The sequence below is a fragment of the Paraburkholderia sp. MPAMCS5 genome, assembly GCF_036016995.1.
Taxonomy (GTDB): domain Bacteria; phylum Pseudomonadota; class Gammaproteobacteria; order Burkholderiales; family Burkholderiaceae; genus Paraburkholderia.
Genome location: NZ_JAYXBK010000012.1, coordinates 37000 through 58590 on the forward strand (window position 1 = coordinate 37000; position 21591 = coordinate 58590).

The window sequence follows — 21591 nt, forward strand, 5'->3', positions numbered from 1 at the left end:
TCCATTTTTGAATGAGACAACATGTCCTGGAACAGCAAAGTCATCTGGTCGGAGGGGATGTTTCTCCAGCCTCAGCATCTGCAGCAGCACGACCGCTATCTGCAGAGGCAACTGGAGATGCGCGCCGCCGGCTTGCGCGCGTATGGCTGGGGCTTCTCCGCGCTGGAGATCGACGAGCCATTGCTCAAGCTCGGCAAGCTCTCGCTGCTGTCATGCTCCGGCGTGCTGCCGGACGGCACGCCGTTCGACCTTCCCGTCGACGACGATCTGCCCGAGCCGCTGGATATTCCCGAAGGCACGCGCAACATGCTGGTCCAACTGGCGCTGCCGGTGCGCAGGCCGGGCGTGGCCGAGACCGGCAACGAAGCGGGCGAGGACAACTTCGCGCGGCACCGCGTCGCTGACCTGGACGTCAGCGACAGCAACGATCCGAACGCCGTGAGCGCGCTCATGCAAATCGGCAAGCTGCGCGTGCGCCTCGCGCTCGCGCCCGACGTGGCGAACGCGTACACCGCGCTCGGCGTCGCGCGCGTGCTTGAGCGCTTGCCCGACAACCGCGTCGTGCTCGAAAACGACTACAGCCCGCCGTGTCTCGATTATCGGGTGGCGCACCGGCTCGGCGCGTTCGTCGACGATCTGCTGGGCCTGCTGCATCAGCGCGGCGAGGCATTGGCCGCGCGCCTCGCGCAGCCCACCGTGACGGGCGTCGCCGAGGTGGCGCAATTCCTGTTGCTGCAATTGATCAACGGTCACGAGCCGCTGGTCTCCCATCTCTCGACCATGACCGGCTTGCATCCGGAAGACCTGTACCGGATGGCGGTGCAACTGGCCGGCGAACTTGCCACCTTCAGTCAGGCGTCGAAGCGGCCGCCCGCGTATCCCGTGTACCGCCACGAGTGGCTGCGGGAAACCTTCGCGCCCGTGATCGACGATCTGCGCGCGTCGCTCAGCATGGTCATGGACCCGCACGCGGTGCCGATTCCGCTTGAAGAACGCAAGTTCGGCCTGCGCGTGGCGCTCGTGCCGGACAAGAACCTTTTCGCCGACGCCGCCTTCGTGCTCGCGGTGCGCGCCCAGATGCCGGCGGAGCGCATTCTGACCGGCTTCGCGCCGCAGGTGAAGATCGGACCGATCGAGCGCATTCGCGATCTGGTCAATCTGCAATTGCCGGGCATCGGCCTGCGAGCGTTGCCGGTCGCGCCGCAGCAGTTGCCGTTCCATGCCGGCTTTACCTACTTCGAACTCGATCGCGGCAACGATCTGTGGAAGCAGTTTGCGTCGTCCGCCGGCATGGCCCTCTTTGTCGCCGGCGACTTTCCCGGCTTGACGATGGAGTTCTGGGCCATTCGTCGCTGACGCATTGATTGAAGGTGTTCATCGTGACTCCTGACGAACCGCGCGTGCCGGGCGACGATCCCGGCGCCACGATCCTGATTCCGACACCCGGCCGCGCCCGCGCGGCGTTCATGGCGGCCGCGGCATCGCCCGCGCCGATGCTGGCCGCGAGCCGCGGCCTCAACCCGCTGCTGCGGGCTGCGAACCCGTTGATCGAGCTGGCGCTGCCGCTGCGTCAATTGCCGACTCACCCGAATGTCGACGAACTGCGCAACCAGTTGATCCAGATGATGCGCGGCTTCGAAGTGCAAGGCCGCGCCAACGGCATCGACGACGAGAAGCTCGGCGCATCGCGCTACTGCCTGTGCACCTTTATCGACGAGGCGATCGCCAGCACGCCGTGGGGTGCGGGCTTGTGGGGCAGCCGCAGCCTGCTCGTGACGTTTCACAACGAGGCGTCGGGCGGTGAGCGCTTTTTCCTGATCCTGCAACGACTCGCGCAAAATCCGGCTGCGAACATCGACGTACTCGAACTGATCTATGTGATTCTCGGCCTGGGTTTCGAGGGACGTTACCGTCTGATCGACGGCGGCCGCACACAGCTCGACACGATTCGCGAGCGCCTTGAGCACATGATTCGCGCTCAGCGCGGCGGCGCCGAGCGCGACCTCTCGCCGCACTGGCTGCCGGTCAGATTCGAGCGCAAGCCGCTGCTGCGGCTCGTGCCGTTGTGGGTTGCCGCGGCTGTTGCCTGCATGGGGCTGGTGGTCGTCCACCTCGTGCTCAGCTTCAATCTGAACGACACGTCCGATCGCGTTTTCGAGGCCTTGCATGGCATCAGGGTGGCGCCCGCGCCGGCGCTCGCCTCGAAGCTTGCCGCCGCGCCCAGATTAGCGCCGAAGCTCTCGCAGTTTCTCGCGCCGGAAATTGCCCGCGGTCTCGTGCGCGTCGCCGAACTGCCTGACCGGACGATCGTCACGATCAATGGTGACGGTCTGTTCGCCTCGGGCAGCGCCGAACTCGCGCCGGGGTTCGTGCCGCTCGTTCAGCGTATCGGCGATGCGTTGAAGGAAGTGCCAGGCAATATCGTCGTCGCCGGCCATACGGACAACCAGCGGGTTTTCTCCGCGCGCTTCCCGTCGAACTGGCATCTGTCGCAGGCGCGCGCGGAAGCGGTGCGCGACATGCTGGCCGCCCGCGCGGGCAATGCGGGCCGCTTCAGCGCCGAAGGGCGCGGCGACGCCGAGCCGATCGCGCCGAACGACACGAGCGCGAATCGCGCACGCAATCGCCGTGTCGATATCACGGTGCTGGCGCCGGGAGCGGCGTCATGAAAAGCGTGGCAGCCGATGCGTCGCGCCCGGGAGGTCGCTGCTCATGAAGCTCTTCAACTGGCTGAAACGGCCCATTGTGCTGTCTCTGCTCGGCGTGCTGGCGCTCTCGCTGATCGTCTGGGTGGAAGGGCCGCTCGTCGCGTATGCGGGGCACGAGCCGCTCGAAACGGCCGCGAGCCGCTGGACCGTGATCGTCGTTTTGTTGCTGCTGTGGGCGCTGTACTGGAGCGTGCGCTGGCTGACGATGCGTCTGGCCAACGTCAGATTCACGCGCGTGGCGGCCGAAGGGCCGACCGAACCCGCGCCGGGCAAGAAGGAATCCGAGGCCGACGTCGCCGCCTTGAAGGAGCGTTTCGAAGCCGCCATGGCAACGTTGCGCAAGGCGCGCATCAAGGGCCGCTTCGGCAGTCAGTATGTTTATCAGTTGCCGTGGTACATGTTCGTCGGCGCGCCCGGCACCGGCAAGACCACCGCGCTCGTCAATTCCGGGCTCAAGTTCCCGCTCGCCGACCGGCTCGGCAAGCAGTCGGTGGGCGGCGTGGGCGGCACCCGCCATTGCGACTGGTGGTTCACCGACGACGCCGTGCTGCTCGATACCGCCGGCCGCTTCACGACGCAGGACAGCTTTGCCCCGGCCGATCAGGCGGCGTGGGCCGGCTTCCTGCAACTGCTGCGCAAGTACAGGCCGCGCCGGCCGCTCAATGGCGTGATCGTGGCGATCTCGGCGCGCGATCTGCTGCAATTGCCGGAGACGCAGCGCGCGCAGCAGGCGAACGCCGTGCGCGAACGGCTCAAGGAACTGTACGGCCGGCTTGGCATGCGCTTTCCGGTCTACGTGGTCGTCACCATGTGCGATCTGCTGGCGGGCTTCGCTGAATTTTTCGACGATCTTGGCAGGGACGAGCGCGAACAGGTGTGGGGCGTGACTTTTCCATACAGCGAACAAGGCTCGCCCGATGACTTGCTGGCTGCGTTCCCAGCGGAGTTCGACGCATTGGAGAAGCAGTTGCAGGCGAGAGTGCTGAACCGGATGCAACGTGAAACCGACCCGCGCCGGCGTGCGCTCGTCTACGGCTTCCCGCAACAGTTCGCCGGTCTCGAAGGCGCGCTGAAGACGTTTCTGAACGAGAGCTTCAGCACGTCCCGCTTTGACGACTCCGCTTTGCTGCGCGGCGTGTATTTCACCAGCGGCACTCAGGAGGGCCGGCCTATCGATCGCGCGATGAGCGCGGTGGCTGCCGCGCTGGGGCTGCAACGGCAGGTCGTGTTGCCCGATCCGGCCAGCGGGCGCGCTTATTTCATCACGCGGCTGTTACGCGAAGTGATCTTCGAGGAAGCCGGGCTGGCCGGTGTGAACCCGAAGCTGGAGAGACGCCGCGCGTGGTTCCAGCGTGCGGCGCTGCTCGCGATCGGTGTACTGACGGTGCTGGCGCTGGTGCTGTTCTTCATCAGCTATCAACGCAACCGCGCGTATATCGCCGACGTTCAACAGCATGTCGCCGGGTTGCAGAAACTGGCGCAGACCACGCAGCCCGGCGACAACCCGTTGGCGCTGCTGCCGCTGCTCAATGCCGCGCGGGACATCCCCGGCGGCTATGCGGATCGCGAGACAAACGCGCCGTGGCTGTCGCGGCTCGGCCTGAGTCAGGGCGACAAGCTCGGCCAGGAGGCGCAGACCACCTATCGCCGGTTGCTCAGGCAAACCTTGCTGCCGCTCCTCGTGAGCCGGATGGAAGACGAGTTGCGACGCGGCGACGCGAACAGTCCCGAGTTCCAGTACGAAGTCTTGCGCGCCTACCTGATGCTCGGCGATTCGCTGCATTACGATGCCGACGCCGTGCGCCTATGGGCCGACGTCGACTGGCGGCGCGGCCCGTTGCGCGATGCCAGCGACGATCAGCGTAACGATATCAACGGCCATCTCGCGGCGCTGTTCCAGCCGGCGCGCTTCGATGCATCGCTGCCGCTCGACAAAGACCTCATCGCGCAGGCGCGCGCGACGCTCGCCAGAATGCCGCTGACCCAGCGCCTCTTCAACCGCGTCAAACGCAACCTCGAACAGATGGAGCCGCAGGAGTTCAGCGTCGCCAACGCAGCCGGGCGCAACGCCGCGCTGGTGCTCGTGCGCAGGAGCGGAGCGCCGTTGACGCGCGGCGTGCCGGGCGCTTACACGCGCGCCGGCTACCAGAAATTCGGCCAGTTGCGTGATGACGCGGTGAGCGACATCGCGAAAGACGACTGGGTGCTGGGCCGTGAGGAATCCGTACTGACGCCGACCGGCATCGGGGATCTGAAGCTCGGCATCACGCGTCTTTACTATGACGAGTACATCCGTCAGTGGGATGCCTTGCTGAACGATGTCGATGTCGTGCCGTTCGACGGCATTGAAAAAGGCGCGCGCGTCGCGAACCTGCTCGCGGCGCCCGACTCGCCGCTGCGCTCGCTGATGCTGGCCGCGGCACAGGAAACCACGCTCGGCACGACGAAGACCGGCGCTTCGCTGGCCGGGCAGGGTGTGGCCGCATTGAGCGGCAAGCTGGACGCGGCGAAAAAGCGCCTCGAAAGCGTGCTCGGCAGCCAGCCGGACGACGCGCCTGCGGCGGTCGAACTCAATCCTGTCGACGCGCATTTTCAGGCGCTGCATGATCTCGCCGGTAAAGCCGGCGCGCCAGGGCCGGTTCCGCTGGACGTGCAACTCGCCGCGCTGAAAGATGCAGCCAACTACCTTGAAGCAGCGGATGCGGCGCGCCGTCAGGGCTTGCCGCCGCCTCCCGGCGATGCGCTGAACAAACTCAAACTGAGCGCGCAAGGCGCGCCGCCGCCGCTGGCGACGGTGGCCGCCAACGTCGCCGCGGGCGCGGGCGCGCTGATGGTCGGCGGCGAGCGGGCGCGGCTCAATGCGTTGTGGCAGGCGAATGTTGCGCACTTATGCCGACAGGCGCTCGACGGCCGCTATCCGCTGGTGCGTGCCTCCACGCGCGATGCGGCGCCCGACGATTTCGGCCGACTGCTCGGGCCGGGCGGCCTCATCGACGATTTCTTCCAGAAGAACCTGATGATGCTGGTCGACATGTCGGGACCGCAATGGCGCTGGCGCAATGGTGCCGACAGCCTCGGCATTCCCGTCGACGTGCTGACGCAGTTCCAGCGCGCGGCGCAGATCCGCGACGCGTTTTTCCGCGCGGGCGGGCGCGATGTGTCCGTGCGCTTCGAGATCAAACCGCTCGCCATCGATGCGTCGATTACGCAGTTCACGCTGGATATCGACGGACAGCAACTGGTCGTCAAACCCGGCGTGCCCCAGTCGATGATGTTCCAGTGGCCGAGCGGCAAAGGCACCGGACAGGCCCACGTCGAATTTCTACCGCCAGGCGGCGCCTGGGCGGCGCGCGCTGAGGGTCCGTGGGCGCTGCTGCGGTTGATGGATAGCGCGCATTTGCAACCCACCTCGCAGCCCGACCGCTTCCGCCTGAGTTTTCAGTCGGATGGGCGCAACGCCGAGTTCGAGCTGGCCGCCAGCAGCGTGGTGAACCCGTTTCGCCGCGCCGCGCTCGAGCAATTCCGCTGTCCGGATCGGCTATGAACGAGGCGCTTGTGCAAGCGCCGGGATTTTTCGGCAAGGTGCGCACGCATGGGGACTTTGTGACGCGACGTCTGCCAGCCGGATTCGTGAGGCGTTGGGATGACGTGTTGCAAAAAGGCATGCTGTTCGCGCGACAGGCTTTCGGTGCACAGTGGCTTTCGGTTTATCTGAGCGCGCCACTGTGGTGCTTTGCGTTGCGCGCGGGCGTGTGCGGACAGATGGCGTGGGCCGGGGTGCTGATGCCTGGCGTCGACAGGGTCGGGCGATATTTTCCGTTCACGATTGCGTCGCCGATTCCCGATGACGATCTCATGCAATGGCTCAAAGGCGCCGGGGCGTGGTTCGACTGTGCCGCGAGGTTGGCCCTCTCGACGCTCGACGATGACTTTGTACTCGAGCGGTTTGACGAGGCATTGCAGGAACTCGTGGTTGCCCAGACCGTTGTCGAAGCATGGCCTTGGGGCGTCGTGGCGAGTGACCGGTCGGGGACGACCGAGGCATTCGTCGATGTCCTTTGCGCGCACATGACTCCTCGGCGCAGCGCGTGGTGGAGCAACGGCTCCGACACTACGCCGCCGACACTGCGCATCGCGGCCGGGCTGCCGGACGAACAGTGTTTCGCGAGCTTGCTGGACACGGCGGACGCACACTGGGAGTGGACTGCGCTTCTTTATAGCGGGCATGAAGCGACAGGCTGCGGGCCTCGCGATCCAGGGTGAGCGCATCGCGTGAGTGTTCAAAATGCAGCGGCCTCGCTCGTCTTTGAAGAATGAGGAATCGCGCTCGTTTCCTGTTGACGCCCGCCGACGATGCTTGCGGCGAATGGGGCAGGGCTCTGGTTAGTGAATTCTTCGGAGATTGCCGTATGTCAGTCTTTGCCAGTTGTGCTTTGCTTGCGCGGATCACGCGCGGCATCTGTGTCGCGATGCTGCTCGGCATGACCGTGTGCCGCATTGCCTACGCTGAAGATCCTGTCATGAAGGAACGGGACATCAGCGAGAAGTCGGTGACGAAGGCGCTCATGCCGGACCAGACGGGCGACAACATTGTGACGCGAGGCTTTGTGTTGTCGAACAGACCGCCAGGCGCGGCGCCGAAATCTTCGGCTGCCGCGCGAAAGCCTTCGGCACAGATGCTCATTACGTTCACCACCAATTCGTCGACGCTCACCGACAGCGCGCAGGCAGCGCTCGACAAAGTGGCGCGCGCGCTGCAATCGGACCAGCTGGCGGCGTACCGGTTTCGCGTCGAGGGCCACGCCGATCCGCGCGGCGCGGCGGATGCCAACATGAAGCTCTCCGCAGACCGTGCCGCCGCAGTGGTGCAGTACCTGACACAGAAGGACCGCATTGCGCCCGAGCGTTTGTCATCGGTCGGCAAGGGTTCTACCGAACCGCTGAATCAACGCAATCCGACTGCGCCGGAGAATCGTCGCGTGACGATCGTCACGGTGACGGAATAGCGCGGTTGCGGGATACCGCTTGCTGCGTTGGAAAGATCTCTTCCTGTGGATGCGCAGTGGCGGCTTGTTGAAAGGCGGCCGAGGCGGTTTTTGGCGCGAACCGAACGAGGAGGTATAGATGTCTGGTGATGCTGAAGATGATGATCGGGATGTTCGGCCAATCTCTAACCCTACGGCTCTGGATGGAACTGTCGCGAAGTTGGCGGTGCGCCTGACCAATTTCAAAACCGGCCAGGACAGCCTGATCGGCAACCATAAAATATGGCTGGATGCCCATGTGCCTCGCGTCTTAAGGACGTTGGAACACTCATGGATTGACATTTACGGCTATGCATCGCACCGCGGCACCGTGCATCACTATGACAATCACGGGCTTTCATTCAGGCGATGCGAATCGCTGAAGCATCATATAGAACGCTGGTGTGATGCTTCGATAGTAAAAGTCGAACAGGCAAAAGGGGACTCCGAAAGCACGGGTGGCGTGGACAACAACTCAGGATATTGGCGAGCAACAGAAATGTGGATTTTCGGCTCGCAACCCAAGCGGCGAGAAGATCCCGGTCCATGTACCGGTTATATAGAGAAGCCATTTCAGATCAGGCTGACCTCTTATTCTGAACACTCGAAATGGCCTTCTTCGATACCGGGCGGGAACGTCGGCAAAATGAGCCTCGTAGAGGCCGATTTTGAAATCACTGACAGGAACTCCGGCGATACGGCGATGTTTCACTATGAGGGTGCCGGCCTCGGGTTCAAGGGTCTCGGCAATCCAAAGTGCGATGGCCCGCCCACGCATTTCATCCTGAGAGTTCCGTGCTCGCTTAATGTGAATCTGGGTGATTTCGAGGGTGCGATGTTCGCCGGTTTCTCGGGGAGAACTGCCACGCTGATCTTCCGGGACAACAGGAATTTCTTAAAGAACAGCGTGCTCGTTCACCAGGTTGGCAGTAAAACGTGGGGCACAGTGGAGGTTTCCACTGGAACCAATTTGCACTTTCAGACGTTTCTCCCTACTGACGGCAAATTGCAAAAGAAGTAGCGATCCAGGCATCATCGCGCGTACGACTCACGACTGACCCGTCAACATAAAAAAAGCGTCCCGGCTACGATAGCGACCACCCCCCAGCGGGGTGGTCAGTCACGCTCGCACGTCCGTTGTGCCGCCCAGCCGCTTTAGTGAGTCGCCATCTGCACGACCTTCACAATGACAAGCCCTACTGCGACGAGCAGATAGGTGCGCAGCACGCCCATCCACACGCGCGTCGACAAGCTCAGGTGCTGCGGTGCAGGCAGTTGGTCGAGCGGCGCCATGCGCCACGTGTTGCGCAACGCCTTGAGCGCTCGCTTATCGACTGCCGACGCCTCATTGACGGTAGCCGCGCCGCGCGATTGACGGGAGATTTCGAGAGCGGCGTACACGGACACCGCCAGCCCGCAACCCCCTGCGAGAATCGCGACGATCGTCGCGCCGCTGATGTCCGGATACACGGTGGCGGCCGTCAGGATGATGGAGAGAATCACCAGCACGGCGATCACGGCGCCCGTAAATACATTCAGCTTTCTGGAGTTCACCCACGGTCCCAGCACGGCCTTGTCATTGCAAAGCAGCAGCAAAAACACAGTGGCGCTCGGCAACAGCACGCCGGCCAGCGTCTGCACCGCTTCGGTCAGCAGGCCAAGCGGACTGCCGGGCAACAGCACAAGAGCGGCAGCGAGCGCGACGATGCCGAAATAGACGAGATAGAAGCCCTTTGCATCGAGTACGCCACGGTGCAGCGAATGCTTGACCTTGAAGACATCGCCTATCGCGTAGGCCGTCGAAAGTGAAACGGCGGCAGCGCCGATGATCGACGCGTCGAGAAGCGCCACGGCAAAGATCGTTGCCGACGTCTCGCCGACATACTTGTGCAAGCCGGCGATCACGCCGGCTGCATCGGTGAAGGTGCCGGACTCGGGCTTGCCGTGAAATAGCGCAGCGGTGAAGGCCATCATCGCCACGGCGCCGACGATCACGAACGCGATGCCGATCCACAGGTCCGCCTTTTCGTATTTCATGAAGCGCGGCGTGATGCGCTTGTCGATCACGTAGCTTTGCTGGAAGAACAGTTGCCATGGCGCGACCGTCGTGCCGACGATGCCGATCACGAGCAGCATCACGTCGGAGAGCTTCGAATTTTTCGGCCATGTGGGCATGAAAAAGTCGCGCGCGATGACGCCGGCAGGCGGATGAATCGACACGAGCACCGGGACCGGCAACAGGCTCAACAGGCATAGCACGATCGCGAAGCGTTCGAAGCGGCGGAAGTCGCCCGTGCTGACCGCGGCCATCGTCAGCACGGCGGCGATGCAGACGCCGAGCACCTTCGAGACGCCGAGGAAGTCGAGCGCAAACGTGATGCCGATGAACTCGGTGACGATCGTGAGCGCATTGAGCAGGAAGAGGTCGATGACGCTGAAGGCACCCCAGAACTTGCCGAAGCGTTCGAAGATAAGCCGTGCATGGCCGACGCCGGTCACGGCGCCGAGGCGCAGCACCATTTCCTGATTCACGTAGAGAACGGGGATCAGCAGGGCGAGCGTCCAGAGCAGCGACGTGCCGTAGTTCTGGCCGGCTTGCGTATACGTGCCAAAAGCGCCGGCGTCGTTGTCGCCGACCATGACGATGAGACCGGGGCCAAGAATGGCGAGCAGCGTGCGAATACGTGCCATCCAGTTGCTGCGCGAGGCGGTGTCGTCATGGGCGATCGTGCCGAGGGCGCCTTTGATATCGCCGACGTGCGCGTCGTCGAGCACGGCAGTGCGGCGCTGCGTGAGATCTGCGGGTGTGGTGGACATTTTTATTTGTTCCTTGACGAGGATTCGTGAAATCGGCGATCGGGACGTGGCACTGTGCGCTGCCTGCCAATGTTTAAGCAGTGGACAGGCAGCAGGCCACGCCGGACCTTGTCAGCGGGCGAGCTTTTTGAGCGCCGTCCAGGCGGCGGCGAACACGCCGGCCGACGCGCGCGAGCGGGCGCCGAGCGTCAGCATGTCGTTGTAGTGCGCGCGAGCTTCTTCGACGCGTGGCAGTTGTCCAACAAGCAGAGCGAAGTGCATGGTGATTCCTCCAAACTTGAAACGTGACGCCTTTAATCAGGCCCGTTTTCGTTTCACTTCACGCGAGGCGAAATGCCCGGGCGTGCGGGAGGAACGTATCTGGCCAGATGTCAGGCGAATCGAGCGGCGTTCAGCGAGAACGCACGGTGAGTCGAGCGGGGACGAGGCTCTGGGTCTGGCATCGCGAACTCCTCTGACGTTGCGTCCGGCTGGGAACGGCGGACGTGTTTAACCGCACGCTGCCTCCGCACGGCATGGCGTGCACGGAAACAGCGCGAAAAGGCAGCGCCGCGAGCCAACGGCTCGATGCGCCGTGTCGCGTCGACCAATGCGTGACAACGCACGCGTCAACGACGGCGGCCAATTGAAAATGTGCGCGGGGGAAGAACTGCGGAAGCTACTGTGAAAGCTACTGCGGCGCGCACCGTCTGCCTGCTGGCAGGACGGCGGCTAAGGAAGAATCCAGGCGGGCGTCGTGCCGGTCAGGCAGAAAAACATTTCGAAGGTCGACTACTGCAACTGTCCAAGGCTTTTGCCCCTTTCGTGGAAACACGCGAATTCTAGTGACGGCGCCTGAAAAGAGTCAATGAATTTTTTGGACATTTTTCTTTCGAATCCGTTACTTGTCGTGGATCCGAAACGATTGGATACCTCTTACGTTTCGGAGGCATGCCGTGTGTTGCACCTGTGCCACGCTTGCCAGATCGCGTGCGTTCCTTCCTGAATGCACTCGATCTGACAAGGGCGTGTGCGTTCGGCATCGACCTTCAGGCTGCTAAGCACTACATGGCAATTTCTACTTGCGCGTTCACAGACGGCGCGAATAGAATCCGCCCTGTCTTAAAAACAGGAGAGTCCTTCGTGGACGCAAGCTCTAGCAGTCGATCTTGTCCGCCGGCCTGTGCCGGCACTCGGACTGCAATCGCGCGTTAGCGACGCCGGATTTTCCTTCCCGCCGCTGACTCGGATTGCCGGGTCAGCGCGCTTCTTCAGGACCGTCCAGGCGGCCCGTCTGTAGCTCGCTCCCTTTTTTTGCGTAAGAACGCGGACAGCAGCGCTTGACCTCGCTGCCTGCGCGTCGCTTATCGAACGTTGCCCGGCTTGCCCGGGCTTGACGGGAGTCAACTCATGCATATCGAACGCTTTCTGCGCGTCTCGCGCGCTTACCTGCGTGCGTCGCCGGGCGTCGCACATCGCCTCGAACTCGGCCGGCACGGCCAGCTCTCGCAGCACACAAGCATCCGCACAGGCGACGCAGCGCGACGGCCAATTCCGTCGCGCCACGACATCGCGAAAGCAAATCGCGGGCTGCATTGTGGCCCGGCCGAGCGGGGCGCCGTCGCGAGTGCACATTCACCCAACTGCGGTCCCGCAGCCAGCCGGCACGGAACACTCCTTTGTTGCGCATCGCCTATTCATCAGTTCGTTTATCAGAAGAGAAGAAAAATGATTTCCTTTGGCACGCCCACACACAATGGCAGCGACATCGACACGCTGTGCCTCTCCGGTCCGTCCTCGCGCCTCAAACCGGCCCGCGTCGCCGCAGCGCTCGTAATAGCGCTGGCCAGCAATGCGAGCGCGCCCGCGTACGCACAGTCCGGGTCAGCGACCGCTACAACCATCAGTCAGAACGCCGACCCAGCCGCGAACGCCGACGCAACTCCCACACCGACCGACACTCCCGCCGCGCCGGCCGGTTTCTGGGAGCGCTCCAATCTGCTTGACGACATGGGCGGACTGCGCACGCTGCTGGGCGACCACGGTGTCACTTTCAGCGCTCAGGAGACCAGCGAACTCTACGGTAACTTCTCCGGCGGTATCACGAAGGGCGCTTCGTATAACGGCGCCACGCAATTCGGCCTCAGCGTCGACACCGGCAAGGCGTTCGGCCTGAAGGGCGGTACTTTTTTCGTCGATGCCTTGCAGATCCACGGACACGGCATCACGGCAGCACGCCTGAATTCGCTGCAAGCCGTGAGCGGCGTCGAGGCCGAAGCGACGACGCGTTTGTGGGAACTCTGGTACCAGCAGGCGCTCAGCGATAAATTCGACGTCAGGATCGGCCAGCAGAGCCTCGATCAGGAATTCATCATCAGCCAATACGCCAGCACGTTCGCGAACGCGACATTCGGCTGGCCCGTTCTGGCTGCCACTGCCTCGCTTGCGGGCGGGCCGGCCTATCCGCTGTCGTCGCTCGGCGTGCGCGTGCGGTTCAAGCCCACTGATTCGATCACGATTCTCGGCGGAATCTTCGACGGCAACCCGGCTCCGGGCAACGGAGACCCGCAGCAGTTGAACGCCAACGGTACGCAGTTCAACCTGCACAACGGCGCAATGATCATCGGCGAGATCCAGTACGCGATCCATCCGCCATCGTCAGGCGGTTCCGGTGCGACACAGCCGAACGGGCTCCCCGGCACCTATAAGCTGGGCTTCTGGTACAACAACAACCGTTTCGCGGACCAGCACCTCGACACAAATGGCATCTCGCTCGCGAGTCCGGCGTCGAACGGCGTACCGGCTTCGCATCGCGGTAACTTCAGCATTTACGCCGTCGCGGACCAGATGGTGTGGCGCCCGAGTGCCGACAGTCCTCAATCAATAGGTGTGTTCACACGTGTGATGGGCGCGCCGGGCGAGCGCAACCTGCTCGACTTCAATATCAATGCGGGAGTCGTGCTCAAAGCTCCCTTCAAGGGCCGGGATAACGACTCGGCCGGGCTCGCGCTCAGCTACGCGAACGTTAGTTCGAGCGCAAGCGCGCTCGATCGCGACATTGCGGCCTTCCGCACGCCGGGCTATCCCGTGCGGTCGGCGGAGACGGTGATCGAGGCGACGTACCAATACCAGATCGCGCCGTGGTGGCAGTTGCAGGGCGAACTCCAGTACATCTTCCGTCCGGGCGGCGGCATTCCTGATCCGAACAACCATGGTGCGCGCATCGGCAATGAGACCGTGGCCGGATTGCGGACGGTGGTGACGTTCTGATGGCTTGATGCCCCAGGTGTCCGGGCTTGTCGGTGATTTGGCGATTTGGCGATTTGGCGAACAGGCCCGGAGCGTGATCCGCACGATCACCGAGGTGCTGGGTCTCGACCACCTCGGACTTTTCGGCGCGACTCAGGGCCCGATGACGGACGTGTTCGATCTGAATCAGCCGAAGTGGACGTACAAGGCGATCGCGTCGGGATTACTCGCCAGTACGCAGTTTCCGATTCCCGCCGGCGACATCAGGACGGCGGCGCTCAAACCGACCCATGGTGCGCGCTACGGGGCGTCGGTGACGCTCATTCGGGCAAATCCCGCCGGTTGGTGTCCTGCTCGATGCCGCCCGTGTTCAGGTTTTCGATCTTTTCCATGCGCTGGCGCGCCAGTTCGGGGAGCCGGTTCGTCACGCTAATGACCAGCGCTTCGGCGAGTGCTAGCGCGGGCACGTTGGTCTGCAGCATCGCGAAAGGGCGCCCCAGAATTTGCAGCACGATGTCGGCAATCTCGCCGATCGGCGACAGCCATTCGTCGGTGATGAGCAGAATCCGGGCGCCGAGCCGGTGCGCGGCTTTCGCGAACCGAAGGCTGTCTTTCTGATAGCGGCGAAAATCGAAAATGACGAGGACGTCGTCGCGCCCCATGTCCGCCAGCGCGAGCGAGGCGAGGTTCACATTTGCTTCGACATACTGAACATGTGGCCGCGCGTAGGCCAGCGTGAAGGCAAACAGCGACGCGAGCGGCGCCGTGTAGCGCCCACCGCCGCAAAAAACGCGGATGTCCGGCGTGGCCAGCAGCGTCACGGCCTTGTCGAATGCTGCCGCGTCGAGCCCTTCGATGGTGGTCGCGAGCGACTGGGAGAGCTGCCGGAAAATCCCCGCATGGCTCTCGCGCGTGCCGGAACTGGAATGGAACGCATCCATGCGCGCAAGCGGCGAATTCATCGCGGTGTCGATTTCGCCGTATAGCGCCTGCTGGAACGACGAGTAGTTCGGAAAACCTATCCGGACGACAAAGCGGAAAACCGTCGGATCGCTGACTTCCGCCTGTTTGGCGAAGCTCGCGATGGGCCCGAGTCCCAGGCTCGGATAGCGATCCAGCAGGGCCTGCGCGACCTTTTGTTCCGACGGCGTGAAGGTATCCATCTGGGATAGCAGCAACGCCCTGATGCTCGTGCCCATCGGGCTCTCCAACTTTTCTCGTGATGAAACGGCAGACGTTGCGTCGCGCCGGCGATTCCGCGCATGTTAGCCGATTGCCCGGCGACGAATCGACAACCGTCAAAAATCGGAGCAGAACATCGCGCGACGCGAATCGTCCGTGAGTATATGTAACGAAACATACATGCATCTGGAGTAGGTCGCAAGAAAATTGCTGGAAATTGAGTATTTACCCGATATGGCGGCCTAAAAATACGAATGTTAAGATCGCATCCCCGAATAAATGTATTGTTCATTACATCGAGGCTCGGGCGGCGGCATCCTTGTTCATGCGCGACGACGCATTGCGGGCCTCGTTTTTCCAGGAGGATTTTCATGAGGCGGCTCGTTGTACTCACCCTGTTATCGGCCATGCACGTGTGTGCGTTCGCCGCTTCGGAACCCGCTGTCGAAGCGAAGAACGGCATGGTCGTGTCCTCGCAGCATCTCGCATCGGAAATCGGCATCGCGATCCTGAAGAAAGGCGGCAATGCGGTCGACGCGGCCGTGGCCGTCGGCTACGCGCAGGCGGTGACCAATCCGTGCTGCGGCAATATCGGCGGCGGCGGCTTTATGACGGTTCACCTGGCCGACGGCCGCGACCGCTTCATCAATTTCCGCGAGACCGCGCCGGCCGCGGCGTCGGCAAACATGTATCTCGATGCATCGGGCAATGTCCGCCCGAACGAAAGCCTTTACGGCTATCGCGCCGTCGGGGTGCCGGGTACGGTCGCCGGCCTCGATCTCGCGCAGAGCAAGTACGGCAAGCTCACGCGCAAGCAGGTGATGGCGCCGGCGATCCGGCTCGCGCGCGACGGCTTCGTGCTGACGCGCGCCGATACGGACATCCTCGACACGACCATCGAGCGATTCAAGACGGACCCGGACGCGGCGCGCATTTTCCTGCGGCCCGACGGCACGCCGCTGCAACCGGGCGACCGGCTCGTTCAGAAGGATCTCGCGCGCACGCTGGAGCGTATCTCGGAGCAAGGTCCGGATGCGTTCTATCACGGCGAAATTCCGAAAACCGTTGAGGCGGCTGCGAAGCAAGGCGGCGGTCTGATCACGGCTCATGATTTCGCCTCGTACCACGCGCAGGACATGGCGCCGCTGAAATGCACGTATCGCGGCTATGAGTTCGTGTCGGCGCCGCCTCCGAGTTCAGGCGGCGTGACGATGTGCGAGACGCTGAACATTCTGGAAGGGTATGACATGCGCAAGCTCGGCTACCATTCCGCGTCGGCGGTTCACTACATGACGGAAGCGATGCGGCATTCGTACGAAGACCGCAACACGCTGCTCGGCGATCCGAATTTCATCGACAATCCGGTCGCGAAGCTGACCAGCAAGGAATATGCGGAGGAAATCCGCCAGCGCATCGACGGCAACACGGCAACGGCGTCGGTCGACGTGCAGCCTGGTGTCGGCGTGCACGAGAAGCCGGAAACGACGCACTATTCGATCATCGACCGCGACGGCAACGCTGTCTCGACGACCTATACGGTCAATGGACGCTTCGGCGCCGTGGTCATCGTGCCGGGCACGGGCTTCTTCCTGAACGACGAAATGGACGACTTCACCGTGAAGGTCGGCGCGCAGAACATGTTCGGTCTCGTGCAGGGCACGCGGAACTCGATCGCGCCGGGCAAGCGTCCGCTGTCGTCGATGGCGCCGACCATCGTGAAGAAGGACGGCAAGGTGTTCATGGTGCTCGGCTCGCCGGGCGGCTCGCGCATCATCACGATCACGCTGCAGACGGCCCTGAACGTGATCGACTACGGGATGACGCCGCAAGATGCCGTCGACGCGCCGCGTATCCACCATCAATGGCTGCCCGACGAAGTCGATTATGAAACGTACGGTCTCTCGCCGGACACGCTCGAGATCCTTCATAAAATGGGCTACAAGACGGTCGAGCAGACGCCGTGGGGCGCAGCCGAACTGATCCTCGTCGGTTTGCCCGGCACCGAGGCGGCGAGCCGGCAGAGTTCCGGCAACGACTCCTCGGTTTCCGGCAATGTGCGGATCGGTCTGAACTACGGCTACAACGACCCGCGGCGCCCCGCAGGATCGGCGATCGGCTACTGATCGCCTCGGTATCGCCGCGTTCGGCGTTTGCAACCGGGTTCTTTCGATCACCTGTCATCGGTTGCATTCACGCGGCGATACTTTCTGAATCAGGTCGCTGTTCAACCCGCCGGCGTCCGCGCGATCCGGCGGCCTCGGTCGCGCAAGGCGCCCGAGTTCGCTCCTCAAGCGAAGATTTGATGTCGGTCTCGCGCGATGCCGTGAGACACCGGCGCCGCGATTCATGGCGCTCCACAACCATCGCGTTGACTTTTCCTCACAATAGCCAGCCTTAATATCCATTGAGCCGTGTCCAGGTGTCTCCGATAATTTCCTCACGACAACGGTGCACAGCACCTGTCGAATCCGGCCGCCATCGGTGACACGATCCGCAGCCGTGAAGAGCGGGAGCCGCAAACAACCAGGAGACAACGTGGAGCAGACGAACGGAAACGGCACACGCCGCGTGGCGGTCGTGACGGGCGGTGCAATGGGCATCGGGGCGGACAGTGCCGAGCAGCTCGCGAGACGCGGCTATCGCGTCGTGCTGGCCGACATCAACAAGGACGCCGCCGAAGAGACGGCCGCCGCCCTCAGGCGCGAAGACCTGTCCGTATCGGCTGCGCAGATGGATGTGTCCAGTCCCGAATCGATTGCCGCCGCGTTCGAGACGATCGCGCAGACGCACGAACGCTGCGACGTGCTAGTCAACTGCGCAGGGATCGCGACGCTGGTGCCGTTCATCGACTACCCGCTCGACACCTTCCTTAAAACGATGCAGGTCAACGTCACGGGCACGCTGTTGTGCGCGCAACATGCCGCGCGCCTGATGATCAGGAACCGCTGGGGCCGCATCGTCAATATCGCGTCGGTGGCGGGCATGCGCGCGGTCGGCAAGGGGCGCACTGCGTACGGCACGTCGAAAGGCGCGGTGATCGCGCTGACGCGTCAGATGGCCGTCGAACTGTGCGACTACGGCATCACCGCAAACGCGGTTGCGCCCGGCCCAGTCGATACGCCGATGACGAGAGCGCTGCACAGCGAGCAGTTCCGCGAAGAGTATTCGCGCGCAATTCCGATGAAGCGCTATGGCAAGACATCGGAAATCGCCGCCGCCGTGTGTTATCTGGCATCGGAGGAAGCGGCCTACACGAGCGGCGTCGTGCTGCCCGTGGACGGCGGCTTCTTCGCGTGGGGAGCGGGCGCGGTCTGAGCGCGACGACGCGCCGCGCGACACCGTCGTTGCGGGGCGCGCTCCGTCAGCTTGCTGCGCCAAGCATCAGGATGCGTTGCGCCATCCGCACGTTGGCATAGTCGATCATCTTGCCGTCGACCGATACGGCGCCTTTGCCTTCGGTCGCGGCTTGCCGCATCGCTTCGACAACGCGCATGGCGAACGCGAGTTCGTCCGCCGATGGCGCAAACGCGTCGCGCGTCGCGTCGATTTGTGAGGGGTGAATCACTTGCTTGCCGTCGAAACCGAGTGCCGCTGCCTTCTCTGCCCAAGCTCGCGTGAGCGTCGCGTCGCGGTACGCGCCGCATGGGCCGTCGATCGCGAGCAAGCCGAAGGCGCGCGCGGCGACGAGCACGCGCATCATCGGGTAGGCGAACAGGTCGAGCGGCGTTTCGACGTAACGCGCGCCCGGCGAGATCGACGTATGACGATAGCCGTCCGGCGAGCCGCCGATTTCCGCGCTGCGCGCGCCGATCGATCCCGCGAAATCGCCGACGCCGAGATGCAGCGCCGCGATGCGCGGCGCGCTTTGCGCCAGCGACTCGACCATCACGAGGCCGAGCGCCGTCTCGATCAGCAGATCGAGGTCGAGCGGAGCGCGGCGGGCGGCGCCTTCGGCTTCGTCGATCCAGCGCGCGATGTCCGCGATCTCGGCGGGACGTTCCGATTTGGGCACGAGTATCGAGTCGAGCCGCGCGAGCGGCGCGAGCGTGCGCACTTCGTCTTCGATGAAACGGCTTCCATATGCATTCACCCGCACTAACACCGTCTTGTCGCCCCAGTCCAGGTTGCGCAATGCGCTGCACGCGCATTGCAGCGCCGCGTGCTTCTCCTGCTCGGGCACGGCATCTTCGAGATCGAGAAACACGGCATCCGCAACCGAACGCGCGGCGGATTCCACAAGACGGTTTCGGTGCGCCGGCACGGCGAGCACGGTGCGCGTCAGGCGAGTCGTTGCGCGGTTCATGCGGCGCTCCGTTTGCGGGTGGCGAGTTCGGCCAGCACGCGTTCGGTATGTTCGCCGACCGCGGGCACCGCGTTCATCGCGGGCTCGACGCCGGCGATCGTGATGGCCGGCATGAACATGGTTTGCGTGCCCACGGGCGATTGCACTTCGCGCGTGCGCCTGCGTTCGCGAATTTGCGGATGATCGACGAACTCCTCAATGGAGTTCATGCGCGCGTTGGCGATAGCCGCCGCGTCGAGACGGCGCAGCACCTCGTTGCTTTCCCATTGCGCGAAGCGCTCGACGATCAGCGCTTCGAGCGCGTCGCGATTCGCAAGGCGTTGAGGATTGGTGGCGTAGCGCGCGTCGGCGGCGATCGCTTTGTCGCCAAGCACGATCTCACAGAACGATGCCCATTCGCGCTGGTTCTGAATGCCGAAGAAGATGCTGCGTCCATCGCCCGTTCGGAACGGACCGTACGGCGCGATCGTCGCGTGACGCATGCCGTTGCGCTTGAGCGGCGTGCCGCTGCCTGTCGCGTAGTACGCGGGGTAGCTCATCCACTCCGTCATCGAATCGAACAGCGAGACCTCGAACGCCGTGCCGCGGCCGGTGCGTTCGCGATGATAAAGCGCCATCAGCACGCCGTTGAGCGCGTACATGCCCGTGGCGATATCGGCGATGGCGAGGCCGCATTTCGCGGGCTCGGCTTCGCTGCCGTTGATCGCGAGAAAGCCGGATTCGCATTGCACCAGCAGGTCATACGCTTTCTTGCTGCTGTAGGGGCCGCCGCTGCCGTAGCCGGAGATGTCGCACGCAATGAGGCGCGGAAAACGCGCGACGAGCGACTTCGCGTCGAACCCGAGCCTGGCGGCGGCGCCGGGCGCGAGATTCTGCACGAAGACGTCGGCGGTTTCGAGGAGCGCTTCGAGTGCTGCCGCGCCGTCCGCGCTCTTGATGTCGAGCGCGACGCTTTCCTTCGACCGGTTGGTCCAGACGAACTGGCTCGACATGCCGTTCATCACGTTGTCGTAGTCGCGACAGAAATCGCCGCTGCCCGGTCGTTCGATCTTGATGACGCGCGCGCCCCAGTCGGCGAGATGGCGGGAAGCGAGCGGCGCGGCGATGGCCTGTTCGAGCGACACCACGGTGATGCCCGAAAGCGGAAGCGACATGCGTTGTCTCCTCATGATGCGAGTTACGACGACAGCCAGCGTTGCCGTCTCAGGAAAATGCTAGCGCGTGAAACTCGTCAGGAGGAAATACTGTTTGAAACTATGGGGTATAGGCGTGACTAATAGACCGGTCGTGACAGCCTCTCGGTCAGTTCGCCGCGCTCGCGAAAGCGGGCGCCATCTCCGCGACGATCTGCTGGACACAGTCCTGCACGGCGCGCGATGCGGCGGTTTGCGGCACGGCGTTCAGGCGGCACAGCGCGACGGAGCGCTCGAGCGTCGGATTCACGAGGTAGCGCGTGAGCAGATCCTTTTTGCGGCCGACGTTGAGGAAGCCCGAGAGAATCGTCGCCACTTCGCCGCGACGCGCGAGTTCCAGCATGGTCGGCAACGAATCGACATCGGCGACGACGTTCAGGTCCAGCGCGGCGCTCGCGAAGGCGCGCTCGACGAGCAGCCGCAGACCGTGCGACTTGCCGGGCAGCACGAGCGGCACGCCGGACATCAATTCGAGCGGCACGGACTTCGCGCGCGGATTGCCGACCCAGGATGCGCCGTGCACGCAAAGACGCTCGTGAAAAAGCGGAATGGCCGACACGCCGCGCGTTTCCGTTTCGCGAAACAGCACGGCGAAGTCGAGCCGGCCATTCGCGAGCAATTCGTTCAGATACCCGCTCATGCTTTCGAAGATCTGCAGGTGAATGCCGGGCTGAGCGGCCCGCATCCGTTCGATCAGCGGCACGGCGAGCATCGAGGCGACGCTTGTCGGCAGGCCGATGGCAACTTGCCCCGAGAGACTGTGCTCGCCACGTTTGACATCGCCGCGCATCTGGTCGATCTGCTTGATGATGGACATGGCATGACGATACAGCGTGGTGCCCGCATCGGTGGGCGCGACGCCCGAGTAGCTGCGCAAGAGAAGGGGCACGCCGAGATCGTCTTCCATTTCCGCGATCTGCTGGCTGAGCGACGGCTGGGAAACGGACAGTGCGAGCGCGGCCTTCGAGAGACTGCCTGCATCGACGCAAGCAACGAAATAACGCATCTGCCGGATGTCCATTGCATGTGTCTCCTTGCCGGTCGGCGAGCGGGTATAGGTGTCGATTATATGTTCTATTGCCAATTCGTATTTGTTGCCGATGCATCGATCTCCCTATACTTTTTTTGGCCCAGCT

General features: G+C 63.4%; 15 protein-coding genes and 1 pseudogene. 10 read left to right on the forward strand and 6 right to left on the reverse strand.

Annotated features, from left to right (window positions below; all coding sequences use genetic code 11):
• The first annotated feature begins 21 nt into the window (after positions 1-21).
• The 6 genes from tssK (at position 22) to VOM14_RS23275 (ending at position 8753) form a co-directional block, all read left to right on the forward strand.
• Positions 22-1356 carry a type VI secretion system baseplate subunit TssK gene (gene tssK, locus VOM14_RS23250; RefSeq protein ID WP_327631106.1) on the forward strand — a complete coding sequence of 445 codons (1335 nt, stop codon included), beginning with the start codon at positions 22-24 and terminating at the stop codon, positions 1354-1356.
• Positions 1357-1379: 23 nt separating this feature from the next.
• Positions 1380-2669: a type VI secretion system protein TssL, long form gene (gene tssL / locus VOM14_RS23255; RefSeq protein WP_327631107.1), complete on the forward strand. Its 1290-nt coding sequence runs from the start codon at positions 1380-1382 to the stop codon at positions 2667-2669.
• 43 nt (positions 2670-2712) lie between these two features.
• Positions 2713-6252: a type VI secretion system membrane subunit TssM gene (gene tssM, locus VOM14_RS23260; RefSeq protein ID WP_327631108.1), complete on the forward strand. Its 3540-nt coding sequence runs from the start codon at positions 2713-2715 to the stop codon at positions 6250-6252.
• Positions 6249-6971: a type VI secretion system-associated protein TagF gene (tagF, locus tag VOM14_RS23265; protein ID WP_327631109.1), complete on the forward strand. Its 723-nt coding sequence runs from the start codon at positions 6249-6251 to the stop codon at positions 6969-6971. Before tssM ends, tagF begins: the two co-directional genes overlap by 4 nt.
• Before the next feature lie 146 nt (positions 6972-7117).
• Complete coding sequence (locus VOM14_RS23270) at positions 7118-7714, forward strand: OmpA family protein (protein WP_327631110.1); 597 nt, start codon at positions 7118-7120, stop codon at positions 7712-7714.
• Between the two features lie 118 nt (positions 7715-7832).
• Positions 7833-8753 (forward strand): hypothetical protein, encoded by a 921-nt coding sequence (locus VOM14_RS23275; RefSeq protein WP_327631111.1) that lies wholly within the window; start codon positions 7833-7835, stop codon positions 8751-8753.
• Between the two features lie 134 nt (positions 8754-8887).
• On the opposite strand, the gene VOM14_RS23280 is transcribed toward VOM14_RS23275, so the two are convergent.
• Together VOM14_RS23280 and VOM14_RS23285 are read right to left on the reverse strand one after the other, a co-directional pair.
• On the reverse strand, positions 8888-10549 hold the full coding sequence (locus VOM14_RS23280) for an NRAMP family divalent metal transporter (RefSeq protein ID WP_327631112.1): 1662 nt from the start codon (positions 10547-10549) through the stop codon (positions 8888-8890).
• A 111-nt stretch (positions 10550-10660) separates the two neighbouring features.
• Positions 10661-10810, reverse strand: a complete 150-nt coding sequence (locus VOM14_RS23285; RefSeq protein ID WP_327631113.1) for a hypothetical protein — start codon at positions 10808-10810, stop codon at positions 10661-10663.
• A gap of 1446 nt (positions 10811-12256) precedes the next feature.
• Between VOM14_RS23285 and VOM14_RS23290 the strand changes: the two genes are divergently transcribed.
• Together VOM14_RS23290 and VOM14_RS23295 are read left to right on the forward strand one after the other, a co-directional pair.
• Complete coding sequence (locus tag VOM14_RS23290) at positions 12257-13798, forward strand: carbohydrate porin (protein ID WP_327631114.1); 1542 nt, start codon at positions 12257-12259, stop codon at positions 13796-13798.
• Between the two features lie 70 nt (positions 13799-13868).
• Positions 13869-14096 (forward strand): annotated as a pseudogene (locus VOM14_RS23295) (hypothetical protein); the annotation flags it as partial.
• 1 nt (position 14097) lies between these two features.
• On the opposite strand, the gene VOM14_RS23300 reads toward VOM14_RS23295, so the two are convergent.
• Positions 14098-14976, reverse strand: a complete 879-nt coding sequence (locus VOM14_RS23300; protein ID WP_327631115.1) for a MurR/RpiR family transcriptional regulator — start codon at positions 14974-14976, stop codon at positions 14098-14100.
• A 354-nt stretch (positions 14977-15330) separates the two neighbouring features.
• Here VOM14_RS23300 and ggt point away from each other — a divergent pair, with 354 nt between their 5' ends.
• Complete coding sequence (gene ggt, locus VOM14_RS23305) at positions 15331-17082, forward strand: gamma-glutamyltransferase (protein ID WP_327631116.1); 1752 nt, start codon at positions 15331-15333, stop codon at positions 17080-17082.
• A gap of 412 nt (positions 17083-17494) precedes the next feature.
• Entirely contained in the window at positions 17495-18274 is a 780-nt protein-coding gene (locus tag VOM14_RS23310; protein WP_327631117.1) for an SDR family NAD(P)-dependent oxidoreductase, read from the forward strand.
• A gap of 46 nt (positions 18275-18320) precedes the next feature.
• Here VOM14_RS23310 and VOM14_RS23315 read toward each other — a convergent pair whose 3' ends face one another.
• From VOM14_RS23315 to VOM14_RS23325, 3 genes are all read right to left on the reverse strand, one after another.
• Positions 18321-19262 carry an HpcH/HpaI aldolase/citrate lyase family protein gene (locus tag VOM14_RS23315; RefSeq protein WP_327631118.1) on the reverse strand — a complete coding sequence of 314 codons (942 nt, stop codon included), beginning with the start codon at positions 19260-19262 and terminating at the stop codon, positions 18321-18323.
• Entirely contained in the window at positions 19259-20416 is a 1158-nt protein-coding gene (locus VOM14_RS23320; protein ID WP_327631119.1) for a CaiB/BaiF CoA transferase family protein, read from the reverse strand. Before VOM14_RS23320 ends, VOM14_RS23315 begins: the two co-directional genes overlap by 4 nt.
• Positions 20417-20564: 148 nt before the next feature.
• Positions 20565-21476 carry a LysR substrate-binding domain-containing protein gene (locus VOM14_RS23325; RefSeq protein ID WP_327631120.1) on the reverse strand — a complete coding sequence of 304 codons (912 nt, stop codon included), beginning with the start codon at positions 21474-21476 and terminating at the stop codon, positions 20565-20567.
• Between the last annotated feature and the right edge of the window lie 115 nt (positions 21477-21591).